Annotated in this window: 16 protein-coding genes and 1 tRNA gene; 12 read left to right on the top strand and 5 right to left on the bottom strand. The window is 65.9% G+C overall.

The window, feature by feature from the left end; genetic code table 11:
• Nucleotides 1-113: 113 nt before the first annotated feature.
• The 5 genes from EAH75_RS06775 (at nt 114) to EAH75_RS06755 (ending at nt 7,388) form a co-directional block, all read left to right on the top strand.
• Nucleotides 114-1,385, top strand: a complete 1,272-nt coding sequence (locus EAH75_RS06775; protein WP_140804880.1) for an RNA polymerase sigma factor — start codon at nt 114-116, stop codon at nt 1,383-1,385.
• 119 nt (nt 1,386-1,504) lie between these two features.
• Nucleotides 1,505-2,125, top strand: a complete 621-nt coding sequence (gene lexA / locus EAH75_RS06770; protein ID WP_140804878.1) for a transcriptional repressor LexA — start codon at nt 1,505-1,507, stop codon at nt 2,123-2,125.
• Complete coding sequence (gene imuA / locus EAH75_RS06765; protein ID WP_140650223.1) at nt 2,125-2,748, top strand: translesion DNA synthesis-associated protein ImuA; 624 nt, start codon at nt 2,125-2,127, stop codon at nt 2,746-2,748. The genes lexA and imuA overlap by 1 nt, the downstream gene beginning before the upstream one ends.
• Nucleotides 2,749-2,760: 12 nt before the next feature.
• The gene (locus EAH75_RS06760) at nt 2,761-4,299 is read left to right on the top strand and encodes a Y-family DNA polymerase (protein WP_140804876.1); all 1,539 of its coding nucleotides are present in this window, start codon (nt 2,761-2,763) and stop codon (nt 4,297-4,299) included.
• A gap of 11 nt (nt 4,300-4,310) precedes the next feature.
• A complete protein-coding gene (locus EAH75_RS06755) occupies nt 4,311-7,388 on the top strand; it encodes an error-prone DNA polymerase (RefSeq protein ID WP_140805068.1) in 3,078 nt (1,025 codons plus the stop codon).
• 287 nt (nt 7,389-7,675) lie between these two features.
• Here EAH75_RS06755 and EAH75_RS06750 read toward each other — a convergent pair whose 3' ends face one another.
• Nucleotides 7,676-7,834: a DUF3309 family protein gene (locus EAH75_RS06750; protein WP_140650230.1), complete on the bottom strand. Its 159-nt coding sequence runs from the start codon at nt 7,832-7,834 to the stop codon at nt 7,676-7,678.
• Between the two features lie 216 nt (nt 7,835-8,050).
• On the opposite strand from EAH75_RS06750, the gene EAH75_RS06745 reads away from it, so the two are divergent.
• The gene (locus EAH75_RS06745; RefSeq protein WP_140804874.1) at nt 8,051-8,605 is read left to right on the top strand and encodes a type 1 glutamine amidotransferase domain-containing protein; all 555 of its coding nucleotides are present in this window, start codon (nt 8,051-8,053) and stop codon (nt 8,603-8,605) included.
• Nucleotides 8,606-8,725: 120 nt separating this feature from the next.
• Here the strand turns inward: EAH75_RS06745 and ligD are convergent, their stop codons facing one another.
• Entirely contained in the window at nt 8,726-11,281 is a 2,556-nt protein-coding gene (gene ligD / locus EAH75_RS06740; RefSeq protein WP_140804872.1) for a DNA ligase D, read from the bottom strand.
• Nucleotides 11,282-11,496: 215 nt separating this feature from the next.
• Between ligD and EAH75_RS06735 the strand changes: the two genes are divergently transcribed.
• Nucleotides 11,497-12,429, top strand: a complete 933-nt coding sequence (locus tag EAH75_RS06735; protein WP_140804869.1) for a Ku protein — start codon at nt 11,497-11,499, stop codon at nt 12,427-12,429.
• A 448-nt stretch (nt 12,430-12,877) separates the two neighbouring features.
• Here the strand turns inward: EAH75_RS06735 and EAH75_RS06730 are convergent, their stop codons facing one another.
• A complete protein-coding gene (locus tag EAH75_RS06730) occupies nt 12,878-13,330 on the bottom strand; it encodes a PA2169 family four-helix-bundle protein (protein ID WP_140804867.1) in 453 nt (150 codons plus the stop codon).
• Between the two features lie 267 nt (nt 13,331-13,597).
• On the opposite strand from EAH75_RS06730, the gene EAH75_RS06725 reads away from it, so the two are divergent.
• Together EAH75_RS06725 and EAH75_RS06720 are read left to right on the top strand one after the other, a co-directional pair.
• On the top strand, nt 13,598-14,095 hold the full coding sequence (locus EAH75_RS06725; protein WP_140650248.1) for a hypothetical protein: 498 nt from the start codon (nt 13,598-13,600) through the stop codon (nt 14,093-14,095).
• 173 nt (nt 14,096-14,268) lie between these two features.
• Complete coding sequence (locus EAH75_RS06720; RefSeq protein WP_140650251.1) at nt 14,269-14,622, top strand: hypothetical protein; 354 nt, start codon at nt 14,269-14,271, stop codon at nt 14,620-14,622.
• A gap of 27 nt (nt 14,623-14,649) precedes the next feature.
• Here the strand turns inward: EAH75_RS06720 and EAH75_RS06715 are convergent, their stop codons facing one another.
• Entirely contained in the window at nt 14,650-14,835 is a 186-nt protein-coding gene (locus EAH75_RS06715) for a hypothetical protein (protein WP_140804865.1), read from the bottom strand.
• A gap of 95 nt (nt 14,836-14,930) precedes the next feature.
• On the opposite strand from EAH75_RS06715, the gene EAH75_RS06710 reads away from it, so the two are divergent.
• Nucleotides 14,931-15,557 carry a GIY-YIG nuclease family protein gene (locus EAH75_RS06710; RefSeq protein ID WP_140804863.1) on the top strand — a complete coding sequence of 209 codons (627 nt, stop codon included), beginning with the start codon at nt 14,931-14,933 and terminating at the stop codon, nt 15,555-15,557.
• Nucleotides 15,558-16,209: 652 nt separating this feature from the next.
• Nucleotides 16,210-20,049, top strand: a complete 3,840-nt coding sequence (locus EAH75_RS06705) for an EAL domain-containing protein (RefSeq protein ID WP_140650259.1) — start codon at nt 16,210-16,212, stop codon at nt 20,047-20,049.
• On the opposite strand, the gene EAH75_RS06700 is transcribed toward EAH75_RS06705, so the two are convergent.
• Nucleotides 20,020-20,094: transfer RNA gene (locus EAH75_RS06700), tRNA-Val, on the bottom strand. The two genes, EAH75_RS06705 and EAH75_RS06700, sit on opposite strands and share 30 nt — an antisense overlap.
• Nucleotides 20,095-20,255: 161 nt before the next feature.
• Between EAH75_RS06700 and EAH75_RS06695 the strand changes: the two genes are divergently transcribed.
• Entirely contained in the window at nt 20,256-20,597 is a 342-nt protein-coding gene (locus tag EAH75_RS06695; protein WP_140650263.1) for a lipid-A-disaccharide synthase N-terminal domain-containing protein, read from the top strand.
• Nucleotides 20,598-20,641: the final 44 nt, after the last annotated feature.

Here is a 20,641-nt window from a genome sequence, read left to right as displayed (position 1 = left end):
GCGCTGGCTGGATCCCAGCGCCGGTTTCACCAGCCCCGGGACGATGGCAGCAAGGCGGGCAGCAAGGTTTCCGACCTTGCGTTCGCGCGATGCAGATGGTGTGATCGGTCGCCATGACTACCGACACCCATCGCACCATCGAAGCGGTCTGGCGAATCGAATCGGCGCGGCTCATTGCCAGCCTCGCGCGCATGCTGCGCGACGTCGGCCTGGCCGAGGAGCTGGCGCAGGACGCGCTGGTGGTGGCGCTGGAGCAATGGCCGCAATCGGGCGTGCCGGACAACCCCGGCGCCTGGCTGATGACCACCGCGAAACATCGCGCGATCGACCGGCTGCGCCGCAGCAAGTTGCTCGAACGCAAGCACGTCCAGCTGATGCACGAACTGGAGTCGGAACAGGAGCAGCAGGTGTCGGCGATCGAGACGAGCCTCGACGACCCCATCGGTGACGATCTGCTGCGGCTGATGTTCACCGCGTGCCATCCGGTGCTCACGGTCGAGGCCCGCGTGGCACTCACCTTGCGCCTGCTCGGCGGCCTCACCACCGAGGAGATCGCGCGGGCGTTCCTGGTGTCCGATTCGACGATCGCCCAGCGCATCGTTCGCGCCAAACGCAGTCTCGCCAAAGCCGAGGTTCCGTTCGAGGTGCCGCGGGGAGACGAGCTTGCCGCGCGGTTGTCATCGGTACTCGGCGTCATCTACCTGGTCTTCAACGAAGGCTATTCGGCCACCGCCGGTGACGACTGGATGCGTCCCGGGCTATGCGAGGAAGCATTGCGTCTGGGCCGCGTACTGGCCGGTTTGATGCCGCGTGAGCCGGAAGTGCATGGGCTGGTCGCGTTGATGGAAATCCAGGCGTCGCGCAGCAAGGCGCGGGTGCGTCCGACGGGCGAGCCCGTGCTGTTGCTGGAGCAGAATCGCGCGCAATGGGATCGCCTGTTGATCGGTCGTGGCCTGCTCGCGCTGGAGCGCGCCGAGAAGCTGGGCGGTGCAGGCGGGCCGTATGCGCTGCAGGCAGCGATCGCCGCCTGTCATGCGCGCGCGCTGACGGCAGATGCGACGGATTGGGCGCGCATCGCGACACTCTATGCGACGCTTGCGCAACTGGCACCATCTCCCGTGGTCGAACTGAACCGTGCCGTGGCCTTGTCGATGGCATTCGGCCCGGCCGCGGGTCTCGCACTGGTGGATACGCTCACCACCGAGCCCTCGCTGGCGAATTACCACCTGTTGCCGACCGTGCGGGGCGATCTGCTGACCAAGCTCGGTCGCTTCGACGAAGCCCACGTGGAGTTCGAGCGCGCCGCGGCGCTCACCCAGAACATGCGCGAGCGCGAACTGCTGCAGGAACGTGCGCGGGTGTGCGCAGCCAAGCCCGCCGTCTGAGTCGGGTGATGCGGGTAAAAGTTGAACGGTGCCGGGCCAAGCCCTTGATCCTTGGGCGAATGAAAATGCTGTTGTCATTCGGGCTTCATTTTCACCACAAAAGGTGAAAACATGGCGACATGAGCCTGCAGCTGACCACCCGCCAATCCAACATCCTGGACTTCATTCGCGATCGTCTTGAACACGCCGGCCAGGCGCCGACGCTGGAGGAGATCGGCCAGGCGATGGGTCTGGCCAACGTCAGCGCGGTGCTGAAGCATGTCCGTTCGCTGGAAGCGAAAGGGCGATTGCAGATCGAGCCGAACCGTTCGCGCGGCATCCGGCTGGTGGCCACGCTGGATCCGGCCGATGCCGACACCATGGAGCTGCCGTTGGTCGGCCGCATCGCGGCGGGCGAGCCGCTGTTTTCCGGCTCGCGGGTCGAGCGCACGCTGCGCGTATCGCGCTGGGTGTTTCCGCTGAAGCCGGATTACCTGGTGCGCGTGGTCGGCGATTCGATGCGCGACGAAGGCATCCTCGACCAGGACATCGTGGGCGTGCATGCCACGCCGGTGGCGCGGCACGGTCAGGTGGTCGCGGCGCGGATCGGCGGCGACCGTTTCACCATCAAGCGGCTGTACTGGCAGGGCGACGTGATCCGCCTGTTGCCGAACAGTCCGGGTTATCAGCCGATCACGCCCGACCCCAGCGACGACTTCGCCATCGAAGGCCTGTTTGCCGGCTTGCTGAGGGGCGCCTGATGGGCGCGCGCGTGGCCTTGTCGAACCTGCTCGATGCGCGCCAGATCTGGCGTGGCCGGGCCATGCCGGTGCCGGCCGGTGACCAGCCGACCGGATGGCTGGCGCTGGACGCCGCGCTTCCCGCCGGCGGCTGGCCCGATGCGGCATTGACGGAGATTCTGCTGCCGGTCGATGGCGTCGGCGAGTTGTCGCTGCTGCTGCCCACGCTGGCGCGGCTCAGCCAGGGCAAGCGTGCGGTGCTCATCGTGGCGCCGCCGTATGTGCCGTGCGTAGCCGGCTGGCAACAGCATGGGGTCGACATGCGGCGGGTGGAAATCGTGGCGGCGCCGCCAGCCGACGTGTTGTGGGCCACCGAGCAATGCCTGCGCTCGGGCAGCTGCGCCGCGGTGCTGGTGTGGCCACGTCAGGCCGACGATCGTGCCTTGCGCCGATTGCAGGTGGCGGCCGATGCGGGAAAAGCGCTGGGGTTTGCGTTTCGCGATCGCAAGCACTTGTCGGCGGCGTCGCCAGCGGCCTTGCGGCTGGAGATCGAAGCCGCGCCGCGCGCCCGGGTGTGGGTACGCAAGTGTCGCGGCGGCGCTGTGCCGCCGCAGCCTTTCGCGCTGTCCCGCTCCCTGCATTGATGGCCGCCGATCATGTTGTGGGCTTGTATACTGTTGCCGCATCTCGCGCTGGATGGCGTTCTGCGCCGCCGCGCGAATCACGATCCGCTGGTGCTGGTGGACGGCGCCGTCAATGCGCGCAGCATCGTGGCGGTCAATGCCTCGGCGCGCGAGGCAGGTCTGCGCGTGGGCCAGCGCCTGATCGCCGCCCGCGCGCTGCTCGTGAAATTCGAGGCGCTGCCCTGCGACCATCAGGCGGCTGATCGCTGGCAGCGATTCCTGGCGGCGGTGGCCTACCGCTACAGCTCAGAGGTGAGCTTGCTGCCGCATGCAATCGTGCTGGAGGTGAGCGGCAGCCTTGGCCTGTTCGGCCCGTGGCCGCGACTCGAGGCGACGCTGCGCAGCGACTTCAGCGCGCTGGGTTTTCGTCATCGCATCGCGGTGGCACCCACGCCGCAGGCGGCCTATGTGCTGGCCGGGGTCGAGGATGGCCAGGCGGTGTTGACGCCCGATCATCTGCATCGTGCATTGCAGTCCGTGTCGACACGCAAGAGCCGCTTGCCGGCGGCTTCGATCGAGGCGTTGTCGGGCATGGGCATCCGCACGCTGGGGCAGTTGCTGAAGTTGCCGCGTGATGGCCTGCGCCGCCGTTTCGGCGTCGAACTGCTGCAGGCGATCGATCGCCTGCTCGGCGATCTGCCGGCCGGGCTCGACACCTATCGTCCGCCGGATGTTTTCGATCTGCGCGTCGAGCTGAGCCACGAGGTGGAGAACATCGCCGCGCTGGTGTTTCCGCTGCGCCGCATGACGAGTGACCTGGCCGCCTACCTGGCGGGCAGGGACGGTGGCGTGCAGCGGTTCGTGTTGCGGCTGGAGCATCGCGAAGGCCGGCTGACCGAGGTGCCGGTGGGCCTGCTCTCGCCCGAGCGTGGCGAAGGCATGCTGTTCGAACTGGCTCGCGGCCGGCTGGAACAGGTGCAACTGCCCGAGCCCGTGCTGGCCCTGCGACTGATCGCGCGTGATCTGCCCGGCTTCGTGCCAGCTGGCCGCGATCTGTTCGACGAACGTCCCGCCAACGCCTTGCCGATCGAGCAATTGCGCGAACGCCTGCGCGCAAAGCTTGGCGATCAGGCCGTTTACCGATTGGGCAGCACCACCGACCCGCGACCCGAACGTGCGCAAGTCGTGTCGCGCGAGGCTTCGACTTCCTCGCTCCTCAAAGCCGCAACCGTCCCTGGTCGCTCCCCACGTGCGCGCCTTCGGCACTACGCTCAGCCCGAACGGAATCAAGTTCGAAGCGCGTCGGGATCAGGTGCGTTCCAGCCCGAATCCGCTGCCGTATACGCCGAGCCGCATCCCCGCCCGACCTGGCTGCTCGATCGCCCGATCCCACTGCGCGGCCCGGCGCCACGCATCCTGGCCGGCCCCGAGCGGCTGGAAACCGGCTGGTGGGATGGCGCCGAAGCGTGCCGCGACTACTACGTGGTCGAGACCTCACTGGGTCAGCACGCATGGGCGTTCTGCCAGCCCGGCGAACAGAGCGGCTGGATGCTGCAGGGCTGGTTCGCATGAACCATGCTTGTATGAGTTCGTACGCCGAGCTGCATTGTCTGTCCAATTTTTCCTTCGGGCGTGGGGCCTCCAGCGCGCGCGAATTGTTCGAGCGCGCCAAGGCGTGCGGCTACAGCGCGCTGGCGATCACCGACGAATGCTCGCTGGCCGGCATCGTGCGTGCGTTCGAGGCATCGCGCGACGCCGGCATGAAACTGATCGTGGGCGCCGAGTTTCAGCTCGACGATGGTCCGCAGCTGGTGCTGCTGTGCGAAAACCGGCAAGGCTATGCCGCGCTCTGCGGATTGATCACGCGTGGCCGGCGGGCGTCGAAAAAAGGCACGTATCGGCTCACCCGCGCCGACATGGTTGACGGCTTGCCGGGCACGCTGGCCTTGTGGATACCCGGGCCGCGGCCCGACATCGCGCACGGGCACTGGCTGCGCTCGACCTTTGGCGAGCGCGCGTGGCTGGCGGTGGAACTGCATCACGGCCCCGATGATGCGGCGCGCCTGCGCGAACTGCAGGCGCTCGGCCACGCACTCGATCTGCCGCTGCTGGCCAGCGGCGACGTACACATGCACGTGCGTCGCCGGCTGGCGTTGCAGCACACGCTCACTGCAATTCGCCATCGCGTGCCGATCGCCGAGGCTGGCGCGCTGATCTTCCGCAACGGCGAGCGCCACCTGCGCCGGCGCGATGCGCTGGCGGTGATCTATCCCGCGGCGCTGCTGCAGGAAAGCGTGCACATCGCCGCGCGCTGCACGTTCCAGCTGGGCGAACTTGAATACCGCTACCCGAAGGAACTGGTGCCCGAAGGCCATACGCCCACCAGCTGGCTACGCCACCTTGCCGGGCAGGGCATGCGCTGGCGCTGGCCGCAAGGTGCCAGCGACAAGGTGTGCCAACTGATCGATGACGAGCTGGCGCTGATCGCCTCGAAGAAGTACGAACCGTTCTTCCTCACCGTGCACGACATCGTCCGCTTCGCGCGCAGCCAGGGCATCCTCTGTCAGGGTCGCGGCTCGGCCGCCAACTCCGCCGTGTGTTTCGCGCTGGGCGTGACCGAGGTGGATCCGGAAATCAACAAGCTGCTGGTCGCGCGTTTCATCAGCGAGGACCGTGACGAGCCGCCCGACATCGACGTCGATTTCGAGCACGAGCGGCGCGAAGAGGTGATCCAGTACATCTACGGGAAGTACGGACGCGAGCGCGCCGCGCTGGCCGCCACGGTGATCTGCTATCGCGGGCGCAGCGCGGTGCGTGATGTGGCCAAGGCGCTCGGTCTTCCGCTGGATCAGGTGGATCAGCTCAGCGATATTTTCGCGCGCGGCTGGGGCGACAGTACGCCGGGCGAGCGGCTGCGCGAGTGCGGTTTCGATCCGGACAGCCCAGTTATCCGCCGCGTGTTGAAACTGACCGATGAACTGCGTGGCATGCCGAGACACCTGTCGCAGCACGTCGGCGGCTTCGTGATCTCCGATGCGTCGCTGAGCGAGATGGTGCCGGTGGAAAACGCGGCGATGCCGGATCGCACGATCATCCAGTGGGACAAGGACGACCTGGACAGCATGCGCATGCTGAAGGTCGATTGCCTGGCGCTCGGTATGCTCACCTGCGTACGCAAGTGCCTTGATCTGCTGCGTACGCACGCTGGCGTGGATCATGCGTTGGCGACGATCCCGCCGGACGACGGCACCACTTACGACATGATCCAGCGTGCCGACACGGTGGGCGTGTTCCAGATCGAAAGCCGTGCGCAAATGGCGATGCTGCCGCGGCATCGGCCGGCGAATTTCTACGACCTGGTGATCCAGGTGGCGATCGTGCGGCCCGGCCCGATCCAGGGCGACATGGTGCATCCCTACCTGCGCCGCCGAAACGGCGAAGAACCGGTGGTCTACCCGTCGCCGGCTTTCAGGGAAGTACTGGAACGCACGCTCGGCGTGCCGCTGTTCCAGGAGCAGGTGATGAAACTGGCCATGGTGGCCGCTGACTTCACTGCCGGCGAGGCCGACAAATTGCGCCGCTCGATGGCCGCATGGAAACGCCATGGCGGGCTGGAGCCGCATCGCGAAAAACTGATGCAGGGCATGCTCGGGAACGGTTATACGGCGGCCTTTGCCGAGCGCATCTTCGAGCAGATCAAAGGGTTTGGCTCCTATGGTTTTCCCGAATCGCACGCGGCGAGTTTTGCGAACATCGTCTACGCGTCGTGCTGGCTGAAATGCCATTACCCGGCAGCGTTCGCCTGCGCGCTGCTCAACGCGCAGCCGATGGGTTTCTACGCGCCGAGCCAGATCGTGCAGGACGTGCAACGTCATCGCGTGGTCGTGCGCCCGGTCGACGTGCGCTGCAGCGACTGGGATTGCACGCTGGAAACCGATCTGCGCCATGCGGCGGAACCGGCCATCCGGCTGGGCCTGCGCATGGTGCGGGGCTTTGCGGAAACCGCGGCGCGGCGGTTGATCGAGGCGCGCGCGAGTGAGGCTTTCGTCGACATTGCCGATCTGTGTGCCCGCGCCAACCTGGATCGGCGACAGCAGGATCAGCTGGCCGATGCGGCGGCGTTGCGCGGACTGGCCGGTCATCGCCATCGCGCCCGCTGGGCCGTCGCCGGTGTCGAGGCACAACTGCCGCTGTTCGGCAACGACAGCCCGGGCGAACCACCGGTCGTGCTGCCGCTTCCCACGCAGGCCGAGGATACGCTGGCCGATTACGCGCGCGTCGGGTTGAGTCTCGGCCCGCATCCGATGCGACAGGTGCGTTCGAGGTTGCGGGCGGCCCGCTGCATCGACGCGAAAGCGCTGCGCATACGACCGCACCACAGCCATGTGCGGGTGGCCGGCATTGTCACCTCACGGCAGCAACCGCAGACCGCCAGTGGCGTGACGTTCCTGACGCTCGAAGACGAATGCGGCCTGGTCAACGTCATCGTGTGGCGTCATGTCGCCGAGGCGCAACGGCGGGTGTTGCTCGAAGCGCGCCTGCTCGCCGTGGAAGGGCAATGGGAAAACGTGGAAGGCGTCAGCCATCTGATCGCGCATCGGCTGATGGATATGAGCCCCCTGCTCGGTGCGCTGGATGCCCGCTCACGCGACTTCCACTGATTTTCGCGATTGATTCGACGGGACGCGCTTCGTGGCGGGTGACGCCGGGATAGAACCCGATGATCAGGATCGCGATCAACCACGGCCACCAGAAACAGCAGGGCGAGCCAGCGGCTGCGCTTCATGGCGAGCACCCGGACGGTTAGTCACATGGACAGGTGCGTGGATGCAACCGCGCAGCCATCGGCCCGGCGACGCGAGAGGTCGCCAAGACGATGACTGGGGTCTTCACTGCCGGGATGGTCGGTGCTGGCCTCGTGATTTCGGTCGCGCCGCAACGTCCGGGGTCAGATTCTTCCCATCAACAGCAGCACCACGACGATGATGAGGATGATGCCGAGACCCCCCACGGGACGATAACCCCACGATCGGCTGTAACCCCAGGAGGGCAACGCACCGATCAGCAGAAGGACAAGCACGATGATCAGCAGTAATGAAAGCGACATGGCTGGTTCCTTGTCTTGAGCGAATACCTCAGGCCAGGTTCGCGGTGGACGGATCTTCGCGCTGAGTACGTGCCTGGCGCGACGCAGCCACCATCGCAGCTTGCCGGTGCAGGAACCGTCAACAGTTTGCATGGGGTCACGGGCGGCTCACGGCGAACTGACGTCGCCTGCATGTGCCCGGCGTGATGCTTGGGGTTCATCCCATCGGAGCGCGTCATGACATCACCCAGACTGAAAGGCCGCAGGATCGCCATACTGGCCACTGACGGCTTCGAGCAATCGGAGCTGACCGAACCGAAACGCCTGCTGGAGGAGGCTGGTGCCAGGACGGACGTGATCGCGCCCGGCGGTGCCGCGCAGATCAAGGGCTGGAGCAAGAAGGACTGGGGCGATTCGGTGAAGGTCGATGTGGCGCTGAAAGATGCGCGGGTCGACGACTACGACGCGCTGGTCCTGCCCGGCGGCGTGATGAATCCCGACTTGCTGCGGCTGGAGCCGGCCGCGATTGTGCTGATCAAGTCGTTCGGTGATGCCGGCAAGACCATCGCAGCCATCTGCCACGGGCCGTGGACGCTGATCGACGCCGGGCTGGTCAAGGATCGCAAGATCACCTCATGGCCGTCGCTTCGCAAGGACCTGGAGAACGCCGGTGCGCACTGGGAGGATCGCGAAGTGGTGTGTGATGGCCAGCTGATAACCAGCCGCAAGCCGGACGATATTCCCGCATTTGCCGAGGCCATCGTCGATGCGCTCGGTGGTGCTTTGGCGTAGTTGCCCTTCGACTTCGGCCCTGCGGGCCTACGCTCAGAGAGGTCGGGCTCTGAAGGATTCCGAACCCCTCACCGTTCACCCTGAGCGTAGCGCAGCGAAGTCGAAGGGCCAGCACCTGAATCAGCCCAGCTCCCCCATCAAGTCATCCAGCCCCTGCCGCAACTCATCCATGCCAGCCCACGGATCCGAGCGCTGTCGCGCCAGCCGTTTCGGTGCGGAGCGGATATCGAAATCATGCCCGCTCTTCAGCTTGCCCAGTTCGCTCCAGCGCAGCGGCATGGCCACTGGCGCGCCGCTGCGTGCACGCAGGGAATACGAAGCCACGCTGGTGGCGCCGCGGCTGTTGCGCAGGTAGTCAACGTAGATCAGGCCGTTGCGCTGCGACTTGCTGGCGGTGGCGATGAACTCCAGCGGGTGCGCCTGTGCCAGCGTGCTGGCAAAGGCGTGCGCGAAGTCCTTCACCTGCGGCCAGGAGCAGCCGGGATTGAGCGGCACCACCACGTGCAGCCCCTTGCCGCCGGTGGTGCGCAGGAACGATTCGAGACCCAGTTGCGCGAGCAGCTTGCGCACCCGTCGCGCGGCGGCCACCACGCGCGCCCACGCCACGTCGGTACCGGGATCGAGATCGAAGACCATCCGGTTGGCCAGGTCGGGCTGATCGATGTTCGCGCCCCAGGGATGAAATTCGAGCGCACCGAATTGCACCAGCTCGATCACCGAGCTGGCATCCAGCGGATAGATGTAGGTCGCCTGCGCGCCGGATTCCTCCTTGAGCTTGGCGCTGCCGACATGCTTCAGCCCCTGGATCAGATGTTTCTGGAAGAAGCACGCCTTGGCCGTGCCCTCCGGGCAACGAATCACCGAGGTCGGGCGATTTACCACGCCGGGCAGGAACCACTTCATCACGCTGGTGTAGTAGTCGGCCACGTCCTGCTTGGTGTAGCCGTCGTCGGGAAATACCACGCGGTCGGGATGGCTGATCACGATGGCGGCTGGCTTCGTCTTGGTAGATGATTTTGGGCGCGCCGCGGCAGACTTGCCGGCCGGCGTGGGCGCGGCACGATCCGAATCGGCGAGGTCGGCGGCGATCTTGTCGGTACGCATGGTCTTCAAGCTCGGTTGGCGCAACAGGTTCTTGTTGCCGATACCGCGGTAATACACCTCGGCCACGGCCGCTGGCTTGACCCAGCGCGCGTCGCGCAACAGCGGGTCGATCGCGGTCAGCTTCACGGTGGGTTTGCGGCTGCCTTTGCCAGCGATGGTCTCGCCCAGTTGCCGCAGCTGCTCGCCGGAAAAGCCGGTGCCGACACGGCCGACGTAAATCCAGCCAGAGGCCACATCCGGATCGGGCCGCGCCAGCAGCAGCGAGCCGAACCCGTTGCGGCTGCCCTTGGGCGGTGTGTAACCGACCACGGCGAACTCGTCGCTTTCCAGTCGCTTGATTTTCAGCCAGTCATCGCCGCGGCCGGCGTGATAGGCGGAGTCGACGCGCTTGGAGATGATCCCTTCCAGTTGCTGCTCGGTCGCCATCCGGAACGCGCCTTCGCCGTCGCCGATCGCATGGGTGCTGAAAGCGAGATGCCTCGGCGCATGCGCCAGCAACTGCTGCAGCAGCGCCTTGCGCTCCAGCAGGCTGACCCGCGACAGGTCGTTGCCTTCGAAGTAGGGCAGGTCGAACAGCATGTAGACCAGCGGCAGTTGCGCTTCGCCGGACAGGGTCTGCTGCAGCCCGTTGAAGTCGCTGTGACCGTGGCCATCCAGCGCGATCAGCTCCCCGTCCAGCCGCGCCGAGCGCAGACCGAGCGATGCCAGCGATTGCATGATGTCGGGCAGCCGGTCGTTCCATGGCAGCGCATTGCGCGACCACAGTTTCACTTCGCCGTCGGCGATCGCGGCGAGGATGCGGTAGCCGTCCCACTTGACCTCATGCAGCCATTGCTCACCGTCCGGCGGAAAATCGCGCAGGCGTGCCAGCTCCGGTTTGAAGAAGGCATTGTCGGCGGGCGCCGTGCGCGCACCGTCCAGCGCGGCGGCCGCCTTGGCCAGGCGCAGTCGCGGCGCCTTCCTTTCTTGGGGAATGGGCTTCTTGCGGGCGATGGACTTCTTCGCGGCGGCTTGGGTGGCAGCCGTCTTCGCAGCGGCGCGGGTACTGCGGATCATCGTCGCATCGAGCAGGTCATCGGCCTCGACGTCGCCGGCAAACGCATCCTTCGCCTTGATCAGAAACCACGCCGGCTGGCGTTCCTTGCGGCCGCTGCGGACCAGATGCCAGCCGCCCTTGAGCCGCGTGCCGAACAGTTCGAAGCGCAGGTGGCCTTTCTGCAACTGGGCTTCGGCATCGCCGGCGGTCGTCCATACGCCATGGTCGAACTGATCGACGTGGCCCTTGCCGTAGCCGTGTTCGATGTCACCCTCGAAGTCGGCGTACGAAACGGGATGATCCTCGACCTCGACCGCCAGACGTTTCACCTGCGGGTCGTAGCTCGGCCCTTTCGGCACCGCCCAGCTTTTCAGCACATCGCCTACCTGCAGTCGGAAATCGAAGTGCCGTCGGCTGGCGTGGTGCAGCTGCACCACGAAGATCGCACGCCGGTCCGACGCGGTGACGTCGTCGGCAGCAGGTTCGCGTGTCTTCGAGAAGTTACGCTTGCGCTGATAGTCCCGCAGGCTGTTCATCGTCATGCGCGCGACGCTAGCGGCTGGATCGTGCGCCCCAGGTGAAGCGTTCATCATGGGCTGGTGCCATTGACAGCATCTCCACAACGCCATGGGAATAGTTCGTCAAGCCCGCGCTGCGGCGGGATCGATCGCGCCGCCGCGGTGACCGGCGGTAGCGAAGAGCCGCGCAAACCATCGCCCTGATCGAAGTTCCACTACGGAGATTGCAAGCCATGGCACGTCCCATTTGGACCGGAACACTTTCGTTCGGGCTGCTCAACGTACCGGTATCGTTGATGTCGGGCGAGCGCAGTGTCGACCTGCATTTCCGCATGCTGGACAGCCGCAGTAACACGCCGGTGCGCTACGAGCGCGTCAACGCGGAAACCGGGGAGGAGGTGCCGTGGAAGGAAATCGTCAAGGCGTTCGAGTACGCCAAGGGCAGCTACGTCGTGCTGGAGCCGGCGGACATCAAATCGGCCTCATCCGAGGGCCGCGAGGTGGTCGAGGTTAAGGCCTTCGTCGATGCGGACTCGATCGGTCCGGAGTATTTCGAGAAGCCGTACATCCTGGTTCCCGGCAAGAAGGCGGAGAAGGGCTATGTGCTGTTGCGCGAAACGCTCAAGCGCACCGGCAGGATCGGCATCGCACGGGTGGTGATCCGCACGCGCGAATACCTGTCGGCGGTGATACCGCGCGACAACGCGTTGATGCTGGTGTTGTTGCGCTATCCGCAGGAACTGGTCGACGTGGAGGACTACAAGATCCCCCAGGGTGCGGCGTCGCAGTACCGGATATCGGCCAAGGAGATCCAGATGGCCGAGCAACTGATTGCGTCGATGAGCGATGAGTGGGCGCCCAACGATTACAAGGACGAGTTTCGCGACCGCTTGCGCAAGGTCATCGAAAAACGCATGAAGTCCAAGGGCGTGGTCACCGCGCCCTCCGACGAGGAAGCCGAGATACCGGAGAATGCCACCACCAACGTGGTGGATTTCATGGCCCTTCTGCAGCAGAGCCTGGCGAGCAAGAAGCGCACGCCGCCGAAGAAGGCGGCTGCAAAGACTGCACGCAAGGCCGCAGTCAAGAAAGGCGCCGTCGCTGCCAAGAAAAAGGTGCCGTCGAAAAAAGCGTCGAAGCGCGCAGCGATCCGCAAGGAGGGCTGAGCCCGGCGATCGAGACGCCGGACGCGTGGATCAGATCAGGTCTGATCCACGCGTCGCAATGCTTCCTCGACGATGCAGTCGGAATGGCCGCAGGCACACGCTCCATCGGCGGTAGGTTGCTGACGTTGCAGACGGCAGTCGTCGCTGCAGTATTGCTGCGGCTCGCTGACCTTGCAGCCGCATCCGGGGTGGGCACAGGGTTCGGTGGGAACTGGTGCATTCATGATTTCTGTCCTCTCGATGGGGCACGACGACATCGCCGCCGGGCAAGCCACATCCTGCCCGGCCGGGTCGTCAGCAGTGCGTGAACCCGGATCGGTCCCGCACGATCTTCCCTGCACGATATTTCCTGTGATCGCACGGGAAACGGGGCAACCCCGTCCCACTGAGCCCGCAAAAAGCGGCGGGCACCTGAAGTGCCCGCCCGCTCCACAAATTGCAGCTCAGCCTATTCGGCGTGGAATGCCTTCTTGATGTCGCGCATCTGGTCGTGGCCATGGCGCACCGTGGTGTAGACATCGGTGATCACCGACATGGTGCCCGGTGACATCTCCTTGTCCTTCATCGCGTCCTCGAACTTGGCCTTGATGTGATCCTCGCCGCGCTCGACTTCATCCACCACCGCCTTGTTGTCGGCCGAGGTGAGGCTGGTGCGCAGGTTCACGAACGTGCGATGGGCCGATGCCAGCACCGTGCCATCGTCCGCGGGCTCGCCACCGAGTGAGCGCACGCTCTGCTGCAGCGCCGATGCGGCAGTGCGACGTTCGCCCGAACGCGCGCGAAACAACGAAATCAGCTGCTCGCTTTTTGCATCCTTGGCTGCTTCGGCGTAACCATCGGCACTGTCGAGCGTGGTTTCGATCAGGCTGTTGAGTGTCTTGATGTCGTGCTTGTTGTTCATCTGATGCTCTCCTTGGGAATTCCGATGGGACCCGTGTCGATGGGGGAACCCGTGGTTGGCAGGGGAATCGCCGTGAAGCAGTGAACGGCATGGCACGTGATGGCTGCGACAGAGATTTGTTCAGGCGTGTTGCAGCTATTCATGTCGTGCTGGCGATGGAATGCGATGCGCCGTTCGCACGGCGACGAAACGCGCTGCCACCCTCACGCACTGGTCACTGCAGCGTCGCGAGAATTAGCGGGGTCAGCCATCGCAGCAGGAGCGGACATGAAGACGCGTCATGTATTCAGCACCCACGATATCGGCGCCGCCGAGTCCGCGGTTCGCGCGCTGCGCCAGGCCGGTCTGGCGGACGACTGCATCTCGCTGATCGCGCAGCACGATATCGAGAACCAGCAGATTCCCGAGGACCGGCAGGACGCCAGCGACGATTTCGGTCGCGGCGGCATCAAAGGTGTGCTGACCGGCGGCGGCAGTGGCTTGCTGGTGGGGCTTGTCGCCCTGGCGGTGCCACCGCTGGGACTCACCCTCGCCGGTGCCGCCGTGATGACCATCGCCGGTGCGGCGGTGGGGGGCTGGGTCGGCATGCTTACGGGCGCCTCCGAACCCGGCGCGGTGCGGCGCAAGTTCGAGGACGAAATCGCCGCCGGCCGCGTGCTTGTCATCATCGATGGGGACGCGGCGTCGCTGGCCGTCGCCGATGCGGCCCTGGTTGCCACGGGCGCCACCGCGCTGCCATTCGACGCTCCCACCGCCGTGTCCTGATCGGGGCAAGTCTGCGCAGCCGGCTGGCATCGTTTCACGCACCGCGTTGCTCGTCGACCGGCGAAGTCTCCTGAAGCACGATCCGTTCACGCCCATGCATGTCCACGCCGCGAAGACGGCAGCGGGATGACACTCGGGCAGCGCGGCCTGCGGCCGTCCATTTGGAGAAGAGCATGGGCAACACGAATATTCCCCAGTTCGGCGCCGCCGATGCCGACAACAGCAGGGACACCCTGACGGGCGAACATCAACTTACGGACGAGCAGCAGCATGCGGCGCACAAGCAGGGCGGCATCGGCCCCGCGCCGGGACGTCCGAAAAATGCGCCTGAGCGCATACCCGGCCAGCTGCGCGATCCCGCAGAGGCCGACGATGTGGAAGGCGGCGGCGACGAGCAGCAGCGGCGCGACGGCGATACCGATGTCGAGCGCCCCGGCAATACGGATGACCCGGAACACGTCAGCGTGGACACGGCAGCATTGGCAGGGCATGCCAACACGGGCCATTCTCCGTCCGATGCCACCTAGGCAGGTGGTGCGAACTGGGGCGCGAGCTTACCCGGGAACGGGATAGGGCCTGTCCCGCAACAGTGCCGCGAGATGTGCGGCGTTGCATGCCAGCGTTCTGATCGTGCTGGCGAGTTTCTTCGGCGTGCGCTTGAGATCCTCGTAGTTGACGCTGCCCGTCGCCTCGCCGACCCAGTAGGCGGAGCTGCCGCCGGGGATGGCATGTCTTTGCATGATTCGCGCCCTTGTTGCCTGATCGTCGGAGCAGGGAAACAATCGGACACGTCGTCACGTGACGAAGAAGGAAACGGCCGGTCGAAGGTGCTCCCGTGAACGAGGAAGCGATCTATCCGCGCTTCGCCAGTCGTGGACGCACGTTCGTCTACGTATTGCCCTGCCGCGACGAGGACATCCTGAAGGTCGGTTTCTCGCGTGACCCGCTGGACCGATTCCGTACGCTGCATCGGCGCTACTTCGAGTTCTTCGACCTGGAGCGCGGCCTGCTTGTCCACACCGACCATCTGCGCGATGCCCGGCGCATTGAGCGTCTGCTGATCACCACGTTCGCCGACTGCCGTGCACCGGCGCCGCTGGTGGTGCCGCCATCGGCGGCTGGACATACCGAGTGGTTTCGCGGCGTGTCGGCGCAAGTGGATGCGCTGGCGCGCCAAGTATGTGCGGAGCAGGGCTTCACCCTGCATGCGCCGCTGAGCTCATGGCTGCGTGACAGATTTGGCGACTGGAGCGAACTGCTGTTTGGCTGGTCCATGCGCATGCTTGAGATGATCGAGTACGAGCACTTCAATGTGCCGCCGGATCAAAGAAGCGGGCGCGCCGACACCGTGTTGCGCGACGTGCTTGATGCCTACGTGGCGCTGGGCATGGCCATGGAGAAGCTGGTCCCGGCGCCCGTGCTCGCCTGGTACCGCAGCGACGACTATTTCGGCAACCGTTGAGCGGGCTTGGTGGGCGCCGGCGTCTGCGCATCGGCACGCGCGCCAAAGCATGCCGCATGGCCGCACTGGCAACCCTCGGGTTGGTCGGATAACGGCGACTCCACCCGTTTTCGACAATGTTCGCTGCAGTAGGCATCGCCAGCGCGAACCGTGCAAACGCATGCAGGGTGGGCGCATTGCGGGTCGGTGGTATTCATGTCATGGCTGCGGCAACCGCGGGTGGTTGCGGCTGCCGTGCGCCGACGGCAGCTCGGGCAAAGGGTCGGCTGGACGTGGCGACATCCTGGGTTTCGGGTTCAGCAAGAAGAGCCGAAGTTGGGCGAATGCCACGTGATTTTCAGGCGCAACGGACCATGGCATCCCGCGGTGGCTGCTGCAGGACTACTCTATCCGGGAGGCCTTCACGGTGAATCGTCGACCCATGGTTGATTCAGGACTCGGATCCGCCGCCGATAACCAGCCTTGAGGCGTTTGCGAATTAGCGGCATCGTTCCTGCGTGGGGTTGGTACGTGCCATTCCCGGCCAGGGCTCGTTGGGGCGAATGTTGCGGGCAAGGCGGGAGCGGCGGCTGGCGCGCCGACACATCGAACGCAGGTGAGCAAATTCACCGACCACGCGACGGGTGCGCGGTCGCAGCGGCTGGGGAGGGTGATGACGAGTAGGAGACAGGCACGTGGCGAGCTTCGCGAGCGCTTCTACCGGAGCGTGGCAGAGACGTTGTCGCTGCTGCACACGGCGCCTGGCTATGACCGTCAGCTTGCGCTGGCCGAAGTGGCAAGGATTCTCGCCGCCACCATGGATCTGCCGCTGGTCTGGATCGGCCGGCGGGAGCCGGGTCAGGCTGCGCTCGATGTTTTGGCGGCGGCGGGTCCGGAGGCCGCCTACGCGGCGAACCTGAAGATCAGCGCCGATGAACGCGAGCCGGGCGGCGATGGTCCCATGGCCAGTGTATTGCGCGCGGGCAAGGCGCGCGCGGTCACCATCGAGGCACTGGAGTTTGCGCCTTGGCGCGAGGCCGCCCGGCAGCACGGGCTGGGATCGTGCATCGCGGCTACTGCCACCATTCGTGACAACGGCCAGCTCACGTTGGCGGCCTACGCTCGCGTTGGTGCCCCGCTGCTCAGCGATGAACTGCTCGACTGGGCCCAGCGGCTGGCCGACGAGCTCGCGCGGTTCTGGGATCACCAGGCGCTGCTTGAGCGCAATCTCAGGATGAATCGTTACCGCGACGCCCAGCGGACGATCCAGCGTGCACTGCTGGATCAGCCGGACCCCGCTGCGGTCTACCGCACACTGGCTGCGGCACTGGCCGATATTGCCGGCGCCGCTGCGGTCGAGGTATTCGCCGCGGAAGGTACTTGCGACCTGCTGCAGCGGATGGCACTGGTCGGCCCGATGGCCGAGGCCATGCAGTTGCTTCCGATGCCCACTCGGCACAGCGATGGACCGGTCATCTTTACCCCCACGCTCGCGTTCATGCAGGGCACGCCGGTGGTGCGGGTGCACCCCGCCGCCCATGCCGAGGCTGCGCCTGCGTGGAAGCTCGAACCGCTTGCGCAAATCGGTGCGGTGGGCTGCTGGCCGCTGTTCGCAGCAGCGGATGCAGCCGGAGCCGTTCGCGTGGCATCAGGCGTCTTCGCCGTGGTTACCACCGAAGCCGATGCTTTCGATGCGGAAATGTGCCTGCTGCTTGACGAGATCGCCGACGCTGCCGGGCTCGCGCTGCGCCAGCACCAGCAGCGCAGTGCGTTGTTGCAGAAGCAGGAGCTGCAGACCTATCTCGCGCTGCATGACGCGTTGACCGATGTTCCCAACCGGCGCGCGCTGGACCAGCACCTTGCCAGCGTGCTGGCTCGGGCCGAGCAGCACGGGCGCATCGTGGCGATCGGCTTGCTCGACCTGGATGACCTCAAGCCGATCAACGACCGCCACGGCCACGCCGCGGGCGACCAGATCCTGGTGGAGGTGGCCGCACGCCTGCGCGGGGCACTGCGTGCCGAAGACTACGTCGCGCGGCTGGGCGGCGACGAATTCGTGCTGGTGTTTGAGGACCTCGAGCGCGAGCAGGATCTGGATTTGCTGCTGGCCCGCGTCTGGCAGGCGTTGCAGCAGCCGCTGTTCATCGACGGAGTCACCTTTCAGCTTTCGGCGAGCCTGGGCGTGGCGCTGTATCCGATCCACGCGCAGGCAAACGGCGAGCAACTGCTCCGATGCGCCGATCAGGCGATGTACCAGGTCAAGGCACGCAAACGACAGCGCGACCGATGGTGGGCGTTGCCAGCCCGGCCGGCGGACGCCGATGCGTCCGTCGGGCATGACGGGCGCGGGCCACCGCCGTACGGGGAGCTGGCGGCAGAGTTGCTGGGGCCGTGGTTCATCGCACTGGAAGCACAACTGCCCCGCATGGCGGAAGGCTATTACGCCGAACTGCAGGCGCACGACGGGCTGGCCAGCCTGCTCGTTGCCTTGCCGCCGGCTGACGTGGCGACCGTCAAGCAGCGCCTGTGCTGGCACCTGTCGCTGCTGCTGCGTCCCGACCTCGACTCGGCCACGCACCAGACGGCGGCGATGCAGGCGGGGTTCTTCCATGCGGCCTGCGGGGTCGAAGAGGTGTGGCTGCTGGAGGCGATCGAGGCACTTCGCGACATCTTCGTCACCACGCTTGGCTCCGGCATCCATCGCGACCACCGGCCGTTGGCCATCGTGCTGCAGCGACTCGCGCTGGATCGGCAATGGCAGCTGGCGAGCATGCGCGAGACGCAGCGCCGCCGGGTTGCGCTACTGGCCAGGCTCAATGCCCTGGCATGGTCAGCCGACGGGTACCTGGAGCTTATCCAGGGTGCGGTCGATGCGCTGATGGCTCATGAGGAGATCATCGCCTGCGCGGTGGGGCGTCCGGATGCGACAGGCCGGCTGACCTACGAGGCTGTGGCGGGCGAGGCATTTGCCGACTACCTGCGCGCGCTGGGGCGTGGCGAGACGTCGCCGATCGGTGTGCAGGGCGGCTCGGCCGAAGGCGGTGGTCCGACTGGCCGCGCCTGGCGCACGGCCACGATCCAGCGGTGCGCGCACTACGGCAGCGACCCGGCCATGCTGAACTGGCGCGAGATCGCTGCCCGCGTAGGCATCGTCTCCAATGTCGCGGTGCCACTGTGTCCGCTGCCACGTACGCCAGCGGCCGTGCTCACCATCTACAGCGCCTATGCCGGCGGATTCCAGAGCGAGGACCAGCAAGCGTTCGTCGAGCAGATCAAGACGGTGCTGGATCTGGCCCTGGCAAGGCTGGCGCCGCCGCGGCCGGGAACCGAGCTGTTGCCGTTCTTCGTGCGCGAACGCTGGCGGGCGATGATCGCCACCGATGCGGTGCAGATGCATTACCAGCCAGTGGTCAGGCTGGCCGATGGCCGCGTCACCGAGCTCGAGGCGCTGGCGCGGTTGCGCGACGACGACGGCAGCATCCTGCCGCCGGCGAGATTCCTGCCGGCGCTGGGCGATGCCGACCTGATCGTGCTGTTCCGGCAGGGATTGCGGCAGGCAACGGCGTGCCGTCAGGCGCTGCTGCGGGCAGGCTATGCGCTGGACGTGTCGGTCAATGCGCCGGCCGCCGCGCTGACCGATCCGCGTTATGCCGAGACGGCGGCCGCCGTGCTGACCAACAATGCCTGCCCGGCCGAGGCGCTGCTGTTCGAAATTCTCGAATCGCCGATCGGCACCGAGCATACGGCGCCCGCCGGCATGGCCGGCATGCAGGCGCTCAAGGCACTCGGCGTGCGCCTGGTCGAGGATGACCTCGGTGCGGGCTACAGCACCCTGATCCGGCTGCGCCAGTGGCCGTTCGATCGGGTGAAGATCGATCAAGCCATCGTTCGCCAGATTGGCGACGATCCACTGCCTACCCTGCGCTTCATCAGGCAGCTGATCCGGCTCGGTCACGACCTCGGTCTGGAGGTCGTGGTGGAGGGTCTGGAAACCCTGGGCTCAGTGGAGGCCGCACTGATTCTGGGCGCGGATCTGGGGCAGGGCTATGTGCTGGCGCGGCCGATGCCGGGCGATGCGCTGGCAGGCTGGCTGGCCGGCTTCGAGGCGGCTTGGGATGCAACGCGTCCGGTCACTGCCGTGGGTGTGCTGGCTGGGGTATTGCTGTGGGAAGAGCAGTTTCTTGCCCTGCCGTCCGGGCCGTCGGCCTGGGCAGCGCATGCGGCGTTGAGCTGTGCGGCGGATGGTTACCTGCATCTCGACGGGCAAACGCCGACGGCATTGCACAGCAGTCATGTCGAGATGCATGCGGCAGCCATCGGCGGCCCGAGGGATCCTGCCTATCGTCAGGCACGCGAGACATTCCTTGCGCCGCTGATCGAGCGCGTACGCGTCGAAGAGCGTCGCCTTGAAACAGGAATGGTCGATACGGGCGCCGGAAACAACGAAGGGCCCGGCGTTGCCGAGCCCTTCGTTGTCGATCAGTGGTGGGCGGTACAAGGATCGAACTTGTGACACCTGCCGTGTGAAGGCAGTGCTCTACCGCTGAGCTAACCGCCCGCCGGGAACGCGAGATTTTAGGGGCAGCTGCGGTTTGGGTCAATGGCTGGCGCTGGCATTTCCTCCGAGGGGCGCGCACGGCGGACTGTTTGGCTGGCTGGGCGGTGGCGCGGATGGAGGGTTGTAAACTCGCCGCTCTTCCAACACCAAAGCGCCCGACCATGGACTTTCTCAGCACTCAACTCGCCCACATCTTGCACGCGCTGCAGAATTTCCAGCTGACGCCGTGGAAGACTGTCGGCCTGCTCGGCTCGGTGATGTTCACCAGCCGCTGGTTCGTGCAGCTGTACTACACCCGCAAGCACAAGCGGGTGGTGATGCCATTGTCGTTCTGGTGGTTGTCGGTGGTGGGCAGTGCGTTGTTGCTGGCCTATTTCACCATCGGAAAGAACGATTCAGTGGGCATCATCTCGAATTTCTTTCCGGCCTTCGTCTCGATCTACAACCTGATCGTGCATCTGCGCCATCACAAGAACAGCATCACCGGCGACACGATTGCGTGACTCGGCCGGGCAGGCATGCAAGCCTGCCCGGGATCGCGGCAGCA

Origin of the sequence: Rhodanobacter glycinis (genome assembly GCF_006438785.1) — a bacterium.
Classification (GTDB): Bacteria; Pseudomonadota; Gammaproteobacteria; order Xanthomonadales; family Rhodanobacteraceae; genus Rhodanobacter; species Rhodanobacter glycinis_A.
This window is presented reverse-complemented; position numbering and strand designations above follow the sequence as displayed.